General features: G+C 70.1%; 12 protein-coding genes. 7 read left to right on the top strand and 5 right to left on the bottom strand.

The window, feature by feature from the left end:
• Positions 1-81: 81 nt before the first annotated feature.
• Positions 82-210, top strand: a complete 129-nt coding sequence (locus tag ADK66_RS32550; protein WP_255353009.1) for a hypothetical protein — start codon at positions 82-84, stop codon at positions 208-210.
• Between the two features lie 121 nt (positions 211-331).
• Here the strand turns inward: ADK66_RS32550 and ADK66_RS04985 are convergent, their stop codons facing one another.
• Positions 332-1,585, bottom strand: a complete 1,254-nt coding sequence (locus tag ADK66_RS04985; RefSeq protein ID WP_369814762.1) for a DUF222 domain-containing protein — start codon at positions 1,583-1,585, stop codon at positions 332-334.
• A gap of 172 nt (positions 1,586-1,757) precedes the next feature.
• On the opposite strand from ADK66_RS04985, the gene ADK66_RS04980 reads away from it, so the two are divergent.
• Positions 1,758-2,147, top strand: coding sequence for a CrcB family protein (locus ADK66_RS04980; protein ID WP_082377225.1), 390 nt, complete (start codon positions 1,758-1,760; stop codon positions 2,145-2,147).
• A complete protein-coding gene (locus ADK66_RS04975; RefSeq protein ID WP_082377223.1) occupies positions 2,147-2,542 on the top strand; it encodes a CrcB family protein in 396 nt (131 codons plus the stop codon). Before ADK66_RS04980 ends, ADK66_RS04975 begins: the two co-directional genes overlap by 1 nt.
• Positions 2,543-2,740: 198 nt before the next feature.
• Here the strand turns inward: ADK66_RS04975 and ADK66_RS04970 are convergent, their stop codons facing one another.
• On the bottom strand, positions 2,741-3,649 hold the full coding sequence (locus ADK66_RS04970) for an aldo/keto reductase family oxidoreductase (protein ID WP_053652702.1): 909 nt from the start codon (positions 3,647-3,649) through the stop codon (positions 2,741-2,743).
• Between the two features lie 140 nt (positions 3,650-3,789).
• On the opposite strand from ADK66_RS04970, the gene ADK66_RS04965 reads away from it, so the two are divergent.
• Positions 3,790-4,236 (top strand): helix-turn-helix domain-containing protein, encoded by a 447-nt coding sequence (locus tag ADK66_RS04965; RefSeq protein WP_053652701.1) that lies wholly within the window; start codon positions 3,790-3,792, stop codon positions 4,234-4,236.
• 13 nt (positions 4,237-4,249) lie between these two features.
• Here ADK66_RS04965 and glgA read toward each other — a convergent pair whose 3' ends face one another.
• Positions 4,250-5,458: a glycogen synthase gene (glgA, locus tag ADK66_RS04960; RefSeq protein WP_053652700.1), complete on the bottom strand. Its 1,209-nt coding sequence runs from the start codon at positions 5,456-5,458 to the stop codon at positions 4,250-4,252.
• 72 nt (positions 5,459-5,530) lie between these two features.
• Here glgA and glgC point away from each other — a divergent pair, with 72 nt between their 5' ends.
• The gene (gene glgC / locus ADK66_RS04955) at positions 5,531-6,763 is read left to right on the top strand and encodes a glucose-1-phosphate adenylyltransferase (RefSeq protein ID WP_053652699.1); all 1,233 of its coding nucleotides are present in this window, start codon (positions 5,531-5,533) and stop codon (positions 6,761-6,763) included.
• Positions 6,764-6,800: 37 nt separating this feature from the next.
• A complete protein-coding gene (gene pgm / locus ADK66_RS04950; RefSeq protein ID WP_053652698.1) occupies positions 6,801-8,444 on the top strand; it encodes a phosphoglucomutase (alpha-D-glucose-1,6-bisphosphate-dependent) in 1,644 nt (547 codons plus the stop codon).
• A 138-nt stretch (positions 8,445-8,582) separates the two neighbouring features.
• Here the strand turns inward: pgm and ADK66_RS04945 are convergent, their stop codons facing one another.
• Both ADK66_RS04945 and ADK66_RS04940 read right to left on the bottom strand, forming a co-directional pair.
• Positions 8,583-9,503 (bottom strand): NAD(+)/NADH kinase, encoded by a 921-nt coding sequence (locus ADK66_RS04945; RefSeq protein WP_053652697.1) that lies wholly within the window; start codon positions 9,501-9,503, stop codon positions 8,583-8,585.
• Between the two features lie 92 nt (positions 9,504-9,595).
• Positions 9,596-12,703 (bottom strand): M14 family metallopeptidase, encoded by a 3,108-nt coding sequence (locus tag ADK66_RS04940; protein ID WP_053652696.1) that lies wholly within the window; start codon positions 12,701-12,703, stop codon positions 9,596-9,598.
• Positions 12,704-12,959: 256 nt separating this feature from the next.
• Here ADK66_RS04940 and ADK66_RS04935 point away from each other — a divergent pair, with 256 nt between their 5' ends.
• Positions 12,960-14,258 (top strand): phenylacetate--CoA ligase family protein, encoded by a 1,299-nt coding sequence (locus ADK66_RS04935; RefSeq protein ID WP_053652695.1) that lies wholly within the window; start codon positions 12,960-12,962, stop codon positions 14,256-14,258.
• Positions 14,259-14,264 lie beyond the last annotated feature (6 nt).

Here is a 14,264-nt window from a genome sequence, read left to right as displayed (position 1 = left end):
CGTTCACGCCGGCCAGGTAGCCGTCCAGGCCGGTGCCCCTGATCAGCAAGCTGCAGCATGTAGCCCTGCAGCAGACTGAGCATGGCGGCGCCGACCTGGTCCGGGTCCGCGTCGGCGGCCAGCGTTCCGGCCTGCTGCCAGCGGCGGGCGATCTCGGCCGACGCCGTCGCCAAGGCGGCATCCCGGCCCGCGGCGCACGCCTCGGCGTGACCGTCGGGTTCCCCGTGGACCAGGCAGCCCGGCGCCCTCGCGACCGACAGGGTCGGTGGCCATGCGTCGGTGGCGGTCTGGGGCAGCGGCTATCTGCGTCGTCCGCTATCTGCGTCGCCCGCTATCTGCGTCGGTGGTAGTGGTTGCGGCGGGGGAGTTGGTCCGGATCGAGCCAGGCCGGCGGAACAAACTCGGGGTGGCCGTCGCCGCCGAGACGCACGGCCCAGTCGCCGCGGTGGATGTGGCGGTGGTGGTGACCGCAGAGCAGCACCGCGTTGGCCACGCTGGTGTCGCCGCCGTCGGCCCAGTGCCGGATGTGGTGGCCGTCGCACCAGCGTGGCGGGCGGTCGCAGCCGGGGAAGGCGCAGCCGCCGTCGCGCAACACGAGTGCCCGACGGAGCGGACCGCTGATGAGGCGTCGCTGTCGACCGACGTCGAGTGGTTGGCCGGCGCCGCCGAGGACGGCGGGCAGGATCGCTGCGTCGCAGGCGAGCCGACGTACGGCCTCGGGGGTGAGCTGCTGACCGAGGTCCAGGGTGCCGGTGCCCAGGAGCCGTGTCAGCCCGTCGTAGCTGGTGGTGACGACGATCTGGGCGACGTCACCGCCGTTCTCGGGCAGGTCGCCGGTACGCAGGGCGAGCCGGCACACGTCGGCGAGCGCGTCGTGGCGGCGTTGCCCGGCAGTGCGGGTGTCGTCCTGCCCGGAGGGCGTGGTCAGCGGGTCGATGGCGGCGCGCAGCAGGGCGGCGGCTTCGGTGTCGAGGACGCCGGAGAGGCGCAGGCGCCCGTCGGGCTGCTCGCTCACTGTCACGTGCCGGTCGCGGGCCTCCCGCGCCTCCTGTGCCCGTAGCGCCGCCTCGGCGGCCGCGTCGGCGACCTCTGGGGCCACGTGGTCGAGGATCCGGGTGCCGAGCTTGCGCAGCAGGACGGCGTCGAACTGCGTGGCCCAGTCGACGAGGACACCGACGGCCTTGTCGGCGGCCTCCGCACCGGCGGCGCTGTGCACGGTCTTGACCGTGTCGGCGATGACCTGGACCTGTTCCACGGTGACCGCCCCGCCGGCCAGCGCGTCACGCACCCCGGCCGGAGTGGCGTCGAGCAGGGCGGCGAGCTCGACCAGACGGCGCGCGGCGCCGACCCCGAGGCGCAGGCGGTCGCGCAGCCACACCGCCGTCGAGGACGCACCTTGCGCGGTGGCGGTGCCTCGACCGTCCAGCTCGCGCACGAGGGTCAGCTTGACCGCGGCCAGGCGTTGCTCCAAGCGGTGGGCGGCGTCCAGGGCGGCGACGAGGTCCTGCTCGTCGGCGGCCAGGTGGCGCGGTCGAGGCAGGCCGCCACAGCGGCCTCTGCCTGCGCCAACGCATCGATCACCCACAAAGACTAGAACAGGTGTACGACAATTCCGGGCGCTGTCGACACCGACCAGCGACCCTCAACGGATCCGTTCAGGTGGCGGTGTCCGGGGTTGGCCCGTCGACCGTACGGGTGACACCTTCCGCGCTTGGGTGGTCACGGCGTACGCCGATGCGTGAATGGGTGCATGACCCATCCTCGCCATCGTCGTTGGCGGTGGCATCGGTGCCACCTTGCGGTACCTGCTGGGGCTCGGGCTCGCGCCGTCCACACCACCACACTTCCCCTGGGTCACCTTCGTGATCAACATGGTGGGCGCGTTCGCGCTCGGCGCCGTGATGACGCTGCTCGCGCACCGGCTGCGCGGCCCGTGGGGCAAGCCGTTCCTGTCGACCGGGCTCATCGGCGGGTTCACGACCTGGTCGCACTTCATCGTCGAGTCCGATCAACTGATCGGCGCGCGGCGCAGTGGGATAGGGATCGTCTACCTCGTGGTGTCCATCGTCGGAGGCGTGCTCGCGGCGGCGCTCGGCGCCCGTCTCGTGGAAATGCGGGTGGGGCATCCGGCGGGTAGGGGCGCCTGATGTGGGTGGGCATCGGCGTGTTCCTGGCCGGCGGGCTCGGCGCGTTGAGTCGCGCCGGCGTCGACGCGCTGGTGAAGCCGTGGTGGAGTAGGCGGGCCACCGGGTCCAGCAAGGCGTTCCCGGCGAGCACGTTCCTGATCAACGTCTCCGGTGCGTTCGTGCTCGGCATCGTCACCGGTTACGCCGTGAAGAATTCGGCCGCCGGGGCCCAGGACTTCGCTGCGGTCGTCGGGGTCGGCTTCCTCGGCGCCTACACCACCTTCTCCACGGAGGAGTGGCACACCCTGGGGCTGCTGCGTAAGAACGCGGCCGTCGAGGCGTTCAACGTGCTCGGCAGTCTCTGCGCCAGCCTCGTGCTGGCCGCGCTCGGCCTGTGGATCGGCAGCCTGCTGTAGCCCGCCAAGCTCGACTACCGCAGCGCGCTCGGGTCAGTGGATGACCCGCCGCACGGGCGCCCGCCGCACGAGGCGCCCGCCGCACGAGGCGCCCGCCGCACGAGGCGCCGCCCCACGGGGCGCGCCGGGCACCCGACGCGAAGGTGGCCGGGCACCCGACGCGAAGACGACCGTGCACCCCGCGCGGCGGACGCGTCGTCACCTTCCGATCTTGTCCAGGTCGGCGAGGTCCTCGTCGGAGAGCGACAGCCCTGCGCCGGCGACGTTCGCGCGCAGGTGCGCGACTGACGACGTACCCGGAATGAGCAGGATGTTCGGCGAGCGCTGCAGCAGCCAGGCCAGGGCGACCGACATCGGCGTGGTGGCCAACCTGGCGGCCACGGCCGACAGGGCAGCGGACTGGAGCGGGCTGAAGCCGCCGAGCGGGAAGTAGGGCACGTAGGCGATGCCTTGTTCGGCGAGCGTGTCGATCAGTTCGTCGTCCTGGCGGAAGGCCAGGTTGTACATGTTCTGCACGCACACGATCGGTGCGATCGTCTGCGCCTCGGCGACCTGCTGCGCCGTCGCGGTGCTCACACCGAGGTGCCGGATCAGGCCCTGCCGCTGGAGGTCGACGAGCGTCTCGAACGGTTCGGCGAGCGAGCCGGGTTGCGGGCCTTCGGCGTTGCCGAGCCGCAGGTTGACCAGGTCGAGCACCTCGACGCCGAGGTTCTCCAGGTTCTCGTGGACCGCCCGGCGCAGGTCGTCGGGCTTGCGGGCGGGGGGCCAACCGCCCTGCTGGTCGCGGGTGGCGCCGACCTTTGTGACGATGTGCAGCGATTCGGGGTACGGGTGCAGAGCCTCCCGGATCAGCCTGTTGGTGATGTATGGCCCGTAGGCGTCGCTGGTGTCGATGTGGGTGATGCCGAGTTCGACGACCTCGCGCAGGACGGCGAGCGCGCCGTCGTGGTCGGCGGGCGGCCCCATGACCCAGGGGCCGGCAAGCTGCATGGCGCCGTAGCCGAAGCGGGTGACGGTCAGGTCGCCAAGCATCCAGCTGCCGCCGGGAAGGGAAGCGCCGCCGCCGGGAAGGGAACGGGCGTCGTCGGGATGGGACGTGGAGCGCATGTGCAGACCTCGGATTCCAGGTGGAGTACGGCGCGATCGGTGCCGCGCAGGTGCCTGCTTCACTCTGGTCGGGTAACTTCCTGCCGGGAAGTAGGCACTTTGAAGTGCGTAACACACCGACAGGTGGGGGAGTGGCGGGGATGGCGACGACGACGGCGGCCCAGCAGAGAGCACAGACCAAGGAGGCGTACGACGTCTTCCTGGCCGAGTGTCCCAGCCGCAAACTGCTCGACCGGATCTCCGACAAGTGGGTCACGTTGATCCTGGCCGCGCTGGGCAGCGACGGCTCCCACCGGTTCGGCGCCGACTGCACCGGTGAACCCCGCCCGCTGCGCTACTCCGAGCTGTCGCGCCTCCTGGCCGGCATCAGCCAGAAGATGCTCACCCAGACGCTGCGCTCCCTGGAACGCGACGGACTGATCACGCGCACGGCGACGCCGACCGTGCCTGTCACTGTCACCTACGAGCTGACCGACCTCGGCCTCTCGCTGCACCACATGATGCGCGGCCTCAAGGGCTGGGCCCAGACGCACATGGACGAGGTGCTCCGCAACCGAGCGACGTACGACGGCCGTTCCTCAGCCTGATGACCGGGGCGGGTCAGCCCGCCGCGCCGACCGAGCGGTACACGTCCAGGGTCTGCCGGGCGATGGCGTCCCAGGAGAAGTGCTCCACAGCGCGCTGACGGCCGGCCAGGCCGAACCGCTGGGTGCGCGCCGGGTCGGTGAGCAACGTGTTGATCGCCGCCGCCAGGTCGGCCACGAAACGGTCCGGGTCCAACGGGGTACCTGACCCGTCGGTGGCCTGCTCGATCGGCACGAGCAGACCCGTCTCACCGTCGGCCACCACCTCCGGGATGCCGCCGGTGGCGGTCGCCACCACAGCCGTCTCGCAGGCCATCGCCTCCAGGTTGACGATGCCCATCGGCTCGTACACCGAGGGGCAGACGAAGACCGTCGCGTGGGTGAGCACCTGGATCACCTCCGGCTTGGGCAGCATCTCGGCCACCCAGACCACGCCGGACCGGTTGGCCCGCAGTTCGGTGACCAGATCCTGCACCTCGGCGGCGATCTCCGCGGTGTCCGGTGCGCCGGCGAGCAGCACGAGCTGAGTGTCCGCGGGCAACTCCCGGGCGGCGCGCAGCAGGTAGGGCAGCCCCTTCTGCCGCGTGATCCTTCCCACGTACACCACGCTCGGTCGGGCCGGATCGACGCCGAGCCGTTCCAGCACGTCGATGCCGGCGTCCGGGGCGTACTGGAGGGTGTCGATGCCGTTGTAGACCACCCGTACCCGGTCCGGGTCGACCTGCGGGTAGGCGGTCAGCACGTCGCGTCGCATGCCGGCGCTCACCGCGATGATCGCGTCGGCGGCCTCCATGGCCGTGCGCTCGGCCCAGGACGACAGCGCGTATCCGCCGCCGAGCTGCTCGGCCTTCCACGGCCGCAGCGGCTCCAGGCTGTGCGCGGTCAGCACGTGCGGCACCCCGTGCAGCAGCTTCGCGGTGTGCCCGGCCATGTTCGCGTACCAGGTGTGGCTGTGCACCACGTCGGCGCCGGCCGCGCCGGCGGCCATCTCCAGGTCCACACCGAGCGTGCGCAACGCGGCGTTCGCGCCGGTCAAACCAGGCGGATCGGAGTACGCGGTGACGCCCGGCTCGGTGCGCGGCAGGCCGAAGCAGTGCACCCGCACGTCGGCGAGGTGGCGCAGCTCCCGGGCCAGGTACTCGACGTGCACACCGGCGCCGCCGTAGACCTCCGGCGGATACTCACGGGTCAGCAGGTCGACGCGCAGCGGGGTGGGTTCCGTCATGACCTCGCACCCTAGTGCAGAAGACTCCCCGTACGAGTGGTGAAGTCCGACGCGGATGGATAGCGTCGGGGCATGGCTGCCAAGGTGCTCGCGATCGTCCTGGCGGGTGGTGAGGGCAAGCGCCTGATGCCACTCACCGCCGACCGGGCCAAGCCGGCCGTCCCGTTCGGCGGGATGTACCGCATGGTCGACTTCGTCCTCTCCAACCTGGCCAACGCCGGCTATCTCAAGATCGTCGTGCTGACCCAGTACAAGTCCCACTCCCTCGACCGGCACATCACCAAGACGTGGCGGATGTCGACGTTGCTCGGCAACTACGTCACCCCGGTGCCGGCGCAGCAGCGTCGCGGCCCCTGGTGGTTCGCCGGCTCGGCCGACGCCATCTACCAGAGCTTCAACCTCATCCACGACGAGCAGCCCGACTATGTGATCGTCTTCGGCGCCGACCACATCTACCGGATGGACCCGCGGCAGATGGTGGAGGACCACATCGCCTCCGGCGCCGCGGTCACCGTCGCCGGCATCCGTCAGCCGCTGTCGATGGCCGACCAGTTCGGCGTCATCGAGGTCGGCGAGGACGGCCGGCGCATCCGGGCGTTCCGCGAGAAGCCCACCGACGCGGTCGGCCTGCCGGACGCGCCGAACGAGATCTACGCCTCGATGGGCAACTACGTCTTCACCACCCGGGCGCTGTGCGAGGCGGTCGAACGCGACGCGGAGGACAAGACCAGCAAGCACGACATGGGCGGCAGCATCATCCCGATGCTCGTCGAGCGGGGCGAGGCGAACGTCTACGACTTCCGTGACAACGAGGTGCCGGGCAGCACCGACCGGGACCGCGGCTACTGGCGTGACGTCGGGACGCTCGACTCGTTCTACGACGCGCACATGGATCTGATCAACGTGCACCCGGTGTTCAACATGTACAACTTCGACTGGCCGATCTACACCGAGCAGCTGCCGTGGCCGCCGGCCAAGTTCGTCCACCAGTGGGGTGAGCGGGTCGGTCGGGCGGTCGGCTCGATGGTCTCCCCGGGCGTGGTGATCTCCGGCTCGCTGGTGGAGAACTCGATCGTGTCGCCGAAGGTGCGGGTGCACTCCTGGGCGCACGTCGAGGGTTCGGTGTTGATGGAGGGTGTGGAGATCGGCCGCCACGCGGTGGTCCGGCGGGCCATCCTGGACAAGAACGTGTTCGTCCCGGAGGGCGCCGAGATCGGCGTCGACCTGGAGAAGGACCGGCAGCGCTACACCGTCTCCGACAACGGCGTCGTGGTGATCGGCAAGGGCCAGAAGATCGAGCCGTGACCACCCGTACCCGTACCTGCTCCAGGAGGATCCCGCAGTGACCCATCCCCGTGCCGGCCAGCCCGCCCAGCCCGCCGACCTGGTCGACGTGCCGCGCCTGGTGACCGCCTACTACGCCGAGCACCCCGACCCGGCGGACCCGGCGCAGCAGGTCTCCTTCGGCACCTCCGGCCACCGGGGTTCCAGCCTGCGCAACGCGTTCAACTCCGACCACATCCTCGCGGTCACCCAGGCGCTCTGCGACTACCGCCGGGAGCAGGGCCTCGACGGGCCGCTGTTCCTCGCCCGGGACACCCACGCGCTCTCCGCGCCGGCCGCTGTGGACGCGCTGGAGGTGCTCGCCGCCAACGGTGTGACCGTGCTGGTGGACAGCCGCGACGGTTACACCCCGACGCCGGCGCTGTCGCACGCGATCCTCACCCACAACCGGGGCCGCACCAGCGGCCTCGCCGACGGCATCGTGATCACGCCGTCGCACAACCCGCCAGACGACGGCGGCTTCAAGTACAACCCCACAAACGGCGGGCCCGCCGACACCGACGTCACCCGGTGGATCCAGGACCGCGCCAACGCGATCCTCTCCGCCGGGCTCAAGGAGGTCCGCCGGATCACCTACGCGCGGGCCCGGGCCGCCGACACCACAGGGGAGTACGACTTCCTCGCCAACTACGTCGACGACCTGCCGGCCGTGATCGACGTGGACGCGATCCGCGACGCCGGTGTGCGAATCGGCGCCGACCCCCTGGGCGGGGCGAGCGTCGCGTACTGGGGTGAGATCGCCGAGCGGCACCGGCTGGACCTGACCGTGATCAACCCGACGGTCGACCCGACCTGGCGGTTCATGACCCTCGACGGCGATGGCAAGATCCGGATGGACTGCTCCTCGCCGAACGCGATGGCGTCGCTGATCGCCGCACGCGCCGACTACCAGATCTCCACCGGCAACGACGCCGACGCCGACCGGCACGGCATCGTCACCCCCGACGCCGGCCTGATGAACCCCAACCACTTCCTCGCGGTGGCGATCGACCACCTGTTCCGTACCCGCGCCGACTGGGGTCCGGCCGCCGCCGTGGGCAAGACGCTGGTCTCCTCGTCGATGATCGACCGGGTCGCCGCCGACCTGGGCCGGCCGCTGCTGGAGGTGCCGGTCGGCTTCAAGTGGTTCGTGCCGGGGCTGCTCGACGGCGCTGTCGGCTTCGGCGGCGAGGAGAGCGCCGGCGCGTCGTTCCTGCGCCGGGACGGCTCCACCTGGACCACCGACAAGGACGGCCTGCTGCTCTGCCTGCTCGCCGCCGAGATCCTGGCCGTCAGCGGGCGCAGCCCGAGCGAGCACTGGGCGGAGTTGGCCGACCGGTTCGGCGCACCCGCGTACGCCCGCATCGACGCCCCTGCCACCCGCGAGCAGAAGGCAGTGCTCGCCAAGCTCTCCCCGGACCAGGTCACCGCCACCGAGTTGGCCGGTGAGCCGATCACCGCGACGTTGACCACCGCGCCCGGCAACGGCGCCCCGATCGGCGGTCTCAAGGTCAGCACCGAGTCCGGCTGGTTCGCCGCCCGACCCTCCGGCACCGAGGACGTCTACAAGATCTACGCCGAGTCCTTCCAGGGCCCCGACCACCTCAAGCGCATTCAAGAGGAAGCCAAGTCCCTGGTAGACCAAGCCCTGACCAACACCTGACCCTGCTCTTGCCCCCTATAGACTTCGTTGATCATGAAGTTGGCGGGTGGCGCTCGGTGTGTCGCGCCCGCTAACCCCATGATCGACGGCCGAAACCAGAGGTGGGGGACGCGGCGGGGTGTGGTGGGTGGGTGAGGTTCAGCGGCGTGGGGGCATCTCCCGGTCGTGGCTTCGCTGGGCTCCGTCGGGCAGCAGCTCGCGGAGCTGCTCGGGCAGGAACGGCAGGTCGAGCAGGGTCATCTTCAGCTGGTTGCGTTCCTGGTAGCGCTGCCGGTCGAAGCGCACCACCAGACCGGCGTTGCGGCGGTAGCTGATGTCGACGGCCCCCTCGGTCGCCGCGTCGCGGAACACCAGACCGTCCATCTCCACCACGACCGCCGACGAGTGGGGCTCCAGTTCGAGGCGGACCTTCTCGTCCGGCGACAGCACCACCGACCGGGAGATGCCGGCCATCGGCGCCGACGGCGTGATCACCACCGCGTCCGTCGCCGGAGAGATCAGCGGACCGCCGGCGGCATAGCTGTACGCCGTCGAACCGGTCGGCGTGCTCACCACAACGGCGTCGGCGCGGTAGTAGCCGTACTGCTGGCCATCGACGGCGAGGGTGGCGGTGACGAAACCCGACCCGGGCTGGCGGACCAGCGCGATGTCGTTGAACGCCACCACGTCGTCGCCGCACACGTCGCAGGCCAGGCAGGCGTGCGACTCGATGGTGAAGTCCTTGGACAGCAGCCGGCTCAACGCCTCGGGCAGCGCCGGCGGCTCCACCTCGACGAGAAAACCGAGCCGACCCAGGTGTACGCCGAGCACCGGCTTCGGGTCGAGGACGGCCGAGCGCAACGCCCCGAGCATGGTGCCGTCGCCGCCGATGCTGATCAACGCGTCGGCGCGGGTGGCCACCTCGCACTCCGGCACCGGCTCGACGCTTGTCGGCACGCGGTGCCTGTCCTGCGCGCGCACCATCAGCGACTTGTTGTGGCGCGTCGCCCACCGTTCGATGATCTCGACCACCTCGGTGACATCCCGGGTGGGGTGCAGCACCAGTCCCAGCCCTGACATTCGTCCAGCTCACCACATCGGCGGGGGACGCGCCCGGCGTACCGTCGAAGGTGCGCCGACGGTCCGGGGACCGTCGGCGCACCTCGACGCCGTCAGCGGCGGGGTCGGCCGGTCAGGTGGGTCAGCGAGCGGGCGACCAGGTCGTCGCGGGCCGCGGGCGACAGTCCTTCCAGCCCGAAGCCCAGGTAGACGGTGTCGGCGGTGACCACCACCGAGCCCTCCTCGAACGCCTGCTGGCTGCGCGACCAGTCGTTGGGGTTGCCCGCGGAGCCTGCCGGTGCACCGGCCACCGTCCAGCCTCCCAGGTCAGCGGACTCGAACGACGTCTCCGCGACCGTTGACCCGTTGACGATCACCCGGGCGTCGTCCACGAACACGCCGAGTCCCTGGGTGGCCCAGTCCGAGACGTACGAGATCGACACCTCGACCTGCTTGCCGGCGTACGCGGACAGGTCGACGACGAACTCCTTCCAGCCGCCCGAGGAGCCGGTCGCCGCGTTCCAGCTGCCCGTGCTGCCTGTCGAGGAGCAGTCCGCGCCCTGGTAGTGGGCGAGGAACGGGTGCAGCTGCTCCACCCAACCCGAGGCGCAGCTCTCCCCGGTGGCCGTGCTGGTCTTGCCGTTGGCGTCCGGCAGGGTCGTCCAGCCGTCACTGCCCACCTCATGCGCCTCGACGATGAGGAAGTCCCAGTTCTGCTCGATCTCGTACGACGTGAAGAAGCGCAGCTCGCCGCTCGTCGCCCCGGTCAGGTCGACAGTGCGGGAGAGCCGCTTGTACGACTCGTCGGACTGGCCGCTGTGCAGGTACCACTCACCGGTACGCGGGTCGAACGGCGCGCCGCCCGGCCTGGTCCAGCCCACCGGCGCGGAGCTGGCGAACTGGGGGAACTGGTCCGGCGGCAGGAAACTCGACGTGGTCAGGAACGAGGCGGTGTGCGCCTGGTTCTGCGCCGACCCGGGAGCGTTGAGCTGCCCGGTGAAACCGGTGAACGGCGCGCTGCTCCCGGCGACCGGGTACGGCTCACCCTCCGGCGACGTGCCGCCGTCGGAGACGTAGGTGTGGGCACCCAGCCAGTACTGCTGGAAGTCGTTCAACAGTGGCAGGCACGTGGGGTCCTCGGCGTCGGTGCACTCCGGCGGCGCGTCCGGGCGGTACACGTACGACCCGTTGGCGCCCTGCGCGTACAGCGCGTACTGCCCGCTGACCAGCAGCTTGCCGCCCTCGTTGAGGTAGTCCCGGACGGCCAGCTCGGTGTCCAGCGCGGCCTTGGCCGCCGTGCCGGGCACCTGACCGGCGGAGCGCGGGATCACGTCGTCGCCGGTCTCCCAGACCACCGTCTTGTAGTGCGACAGCACGCCGAGCGGATGCGGCGCCGTCCGCCCCTGCGCGTCGAAGTCGTACACGTCACTGCTGCGCCCGGCGGCGGTCAGGGACGCCGCGATCTCGTCGGCGTACTTCGCCGTGGTGCCCGTCTGCGTCGGGCTGAGCCCCGTGACATCCTCCATTGCGAGGACCAGCACGTCGCCGCCGATGTCGCCGTGCACCCGGTAGGTGAAGTGTTCGCTTGCCACCACCCCGGCCCGCTGCTTGACCCCGGTGAACCAGACCTCCACCCGGTCGCCCGGCTTCGCCCCGGTGACAGTGCCGCGCAGCTCGGCGTAGTAGGCGTCGTGGGTGTCGCCGTACCGCTCACCACCACGCCACTCGCGGACCGCCGTGGTCTTCGGCCGGCCGCCGTTGACGACGTAGTGCATCCGTACGTTCTTCAGCGCCCGGCGGGTGATCGCGGCGACCTGCTGAGTGCGCCCGTACGAGGTGTCGAACGCGTCCACCACGAAGTCCGGGGTGGTGCGGCCCACTACCGACACCGGGTCGTCCGGGTCCGCCGCGGAGCGCGCCACCGACAGCGCGAACGGCAGGTTCTTGCTCACCTCACCGGCGATCAGCTTCTCGTCGTCGGGGAAGATGAAGCCGCTGACGCAGTCCTCCGGGCGCCACTGGTCGTCCGGGTCGACGGCCGCGGCGGCCTCACATGTCGACATCTCCGGGGTGAAGCCCAACGTGCCGTACTTGACTGTGGCGTGGCTGTCGGTGTCACCGTTCGTGGTGTACAGCTCGGCGGAGATGTCCGGGTCGTAGCCCGGTACGGCCGGGTTCGCGTCGTCGCCGGCCATCGCCTCGTAGATCACGTCGTCCGGGGTGGGGGTGCTCACCTGCCAACCGACGCCGTAGAGCAGCAGTTGGGCCGCCGAGTGGTAGTTGACGAAGAACTCGAAGCCGACCCGACGGAAGAGCCTGTCCAGGGCTACGGTCTCCGGCTCCGAGTTCGGCTTGGGGCCGCGGTACGTCTCGCTGCTCGGCTCCGGCGACGAGCCCTCGTTGTCGTACCCCCACTTGTAGGCGAAGTTGCGGTTCAGGTCGACACCGTCACCGGAGGTGATCTGCCCGTCGCCGTTGTTGTCACGCAGGTTCTTGCGCCACAGCCGGTTGCCGGGGGTGAACGTGAAGTCGTAGCCGTCCGGGTTGGCCACCGGCAGGAACCACAACTCGGTGGTGTCCAGCAGACGGGTGATCTCCCGGTCGGTGCCGTAGCGATCCAGCACGTGGTGCATCAGCCGGCGGGTCATTTCCGGCGTGATCCACTCCCGGGCGTGCTGGGCGCCGGCGTAGAGCACCGCCGGTCGCTTGCCATCCGGGACGGTCCGCGCGTTCTTTGTGACCTTCATTGCGAGGATCGGCTGACCCTGATGGGTGCGGCCGATCGTCTCCACCTTCGTGAGCTTCGGGTGACGGGCGGCTGTCGCGTTCAGCTCGTCCCGGATGCCGCCGGGCTCCCCGTAGGGGCGAAACGACGTCCAGCCGGCGGCGGCCTGCTCCCGCAGCGCCTGCGAGGCCTCCCTGCCGCGGACCTTCTTCACCGACAGCGGGACACCCTTGTCGGTCAGCCGCTTCGCCTGCCGTCGGCTGAGGACCGTCTCGACAGTGGTGCGACCGGCCGAGTCCGTCTTCGCGTCGTGGCCGAGGTCCACCCCCGCCGCGCGTAGCTGGTCGCGTTGCTTCGCGTCGACACTGCCGACGTACACCTCCAGGCCGTCGCGGGCGCCCGGGTCGGACGGTGGCCGCGCGCTCGCCGGTGGGGCCAACGCCAGTGCGCCGAGCAGGGTGACCACGCCGGCGATAGCCAGTCGTCTCGGTCTCATCGCGCCTCCTTGGGTGAAGGACCTGTAGGCGCGAGCCTTCCGGTGCGAGCTGATCAATGTCAATCGGTCGATGGGAGCGCGGTGGCTGGCCGTGTCGGCGTCACCGCCGCACGTGACGGTCGCGCGACTCGACTCGTAACTGGCATTTTGTCGCATCGTTGAACGGGGGTGCTGATGAACGAGCAGGGCTGGCGGACGTCACCCTGCTCTCAACGGGGGCAGCGGAGCCGGGAGGCGACTTGACGTGTGTGCGCTGATGAAGCACGGGTGGCTGTTCCCGGAACGCCGCCGGCGACTCGAACGGAAGATCGCCCTCTACAGCACGCCCCTGTCCCGCGCGGAGATCGAGCGGATCCAGGTCGAACGCTTCAACAAGATGTGGGCGTACTGCCTGACTCGGGTGCCGTTCTACCGGTCCTGGCGCAAGGAACACGGCCTGCCCACCGGCATCTCACGGCCGTCGGACCTTCGCCACTTTCCGACGCTGGACAAGGAACTGCTGATCAGCCGCGCCGCCGAGGTCTTCGCAGGTGGTTCGACGAAGCAGGCCTACAGCACCGGCGGAAGCACCGGCCAGCCCACCAGGTTTCCTCGGGGGCGGGGCGAGTCGACCGATCGGTGGGCGAACAACTATCTCGGGCGGGCGTGGCGGGGAGTCCAGCCGTTCGAGCCGCAGGTCCTGCTGTGGGGGCACTCGCATCTGTTCGGCGACGGGATCGGTAGCCGGGTCGCTCGGTTGAAGCGTGACGTCGCCGACCGCCTGGTGAACATCACTCGGTTGAACGCCTACGACCTCAGCGATCCTGCGCTTCGAGGGCACTACGAGGCGATCCGGTCCCGGCGACCCGTGTTGCTGGTCGGATACACCTCGGCGATCTTCAAAGTCGCGCGCTACATCGAGCGCAACGCGCTGGACCTGGGCGACATGAGTCAGTTGCGGGCCGTGATCCTGACAGCGGAGACGGCCAGTGACGCGGACATCGCGATGATCGAACGGGTCTTCGGGGCAGGAGCGGTCATCGAGTACGGCGCTGCGGAGACCGGCCTGATGGCGATGTCCCGTGGGCAGGCGCGGTCCATCCAGGTCATCTGGGACAGCTTCATCTGTCTCGTCGCCGACGATGGTTCGCTAACGGTCACGACCCTCGACGACCGACTGTTCCCACTGGTCAACTACGCCATCGGGGACCGGGTCGAACCAGCTGATGCAGTGGACGGCAACGCATTCGCGTTCCGCTCGGTCCTCGGTCGACGGCAGGACATCGTTCAGGTCGGCTCGGCGCGCGGGACGCTCGACCTCTCTCCGATCCTGCCGGTGCACATCCTCAAGACCCTTCCGGGAATCGTCGGCGTTCAGTTCCGCCAGGAACGAGCTGATGCCCTGCACATCTACGTACAGGCCGACCACGAGCTTGATCTCGACGCGGTGAGCCTGTACTTCGCTCGGGAGTTGCGCAAGGACCACCCTGATCTTCGCGCCGAGTCGATCACGTTCCACCAGGTGACCGACCAGGGTCGCACTCGCGCCGGCAAGCACGCCCTGTTTGTTTCCTGATCCCGA

The organism is Micromonospora sp. NRRL B-16802, from assembly GCF_001279555.1.
Taxonomy (GTDB): domain Bacteria; phylum Actinomycetota; class Actinomycetes; order Mycobacteriales; family Micromonosporaceae; genus Micromonospora; species Micromonospora profundi.
Note: the sequence above shows the minus strand (reverse complement) of the source record. Positions and strands in the feature narration are given on the sequence as shown.

What these genes read in the sequence shown, in the direction of transcription:
- ADK66_RS32550 (WP_255353009.1), top strand. Translation starts at nt 82, where the DNA reads ATGGCGGCGCCGACCTGGTCCGGGTCCGCGTCGGCGGCCAGCGTTCCG.
- ADK66_RS04975 (WP_082377223.1), top strand. Translation starts at nt 2,147, where the DNA reads ATGTGGGTGGGCATCGGCGTGTTCCTGGCCGGCGGGCTCGGCGCGTTG.
- ADK66_RS04970 (WP_053652702.1), bottom strand. Translation starts at nt 3,649, where the DNA reads ATGCGCTCCACGTCCCATCCCGACGACGCCCGTTCCCTTCCCGGCGGC.
- ADK66_RS04965 (WP_053652701.1), top strand. Translation starts at nt 3,790, where the DNA reads ATGGCGACGACGACGGCGGCCCAGCAGAGAGCACAGACCAAGGAGGCG.
- glgA (WP_053652700.1), bottom strand. Translation starts at nt 5,458, where the DNA reads ATGACGGAACCCACCCCGCTGCGCGTCGACCTGCTGACCCGTGAGTAT.
- glgC (WP_053652699.1), top strand. Translation starts at nt 5,531, where the DNA reads ATGGCTGCCAAGGTGCTCGCGATCGTCCTGGCGGGTGGTGAGGGCAAG.
- ADK66_RS04945 (WP_053652697.1), bottom strand. Translation starts at nt 9,503, where the DNA reads ATGTCAGGGCTGGGACTGGTGCTGCACCCCACCCGGGATGTCACCGAG.
- ADK66_RS04940 (WP_053652696.1), bottom strand. Translation starts at nt 12,703, where the DNA reads ATGAGACCGAGACGACTGGCTATCGCCGGCGTGGTCACCCTGCTCGGC.
- ADK66_RS04935 (WP_053652695.1), top strand. Translation starts at nt 12,960, where the DNA reads ATGAAGCACGGGTGGCTGTTCCCGGAACGCCGCCGGCGACTCGAACGG.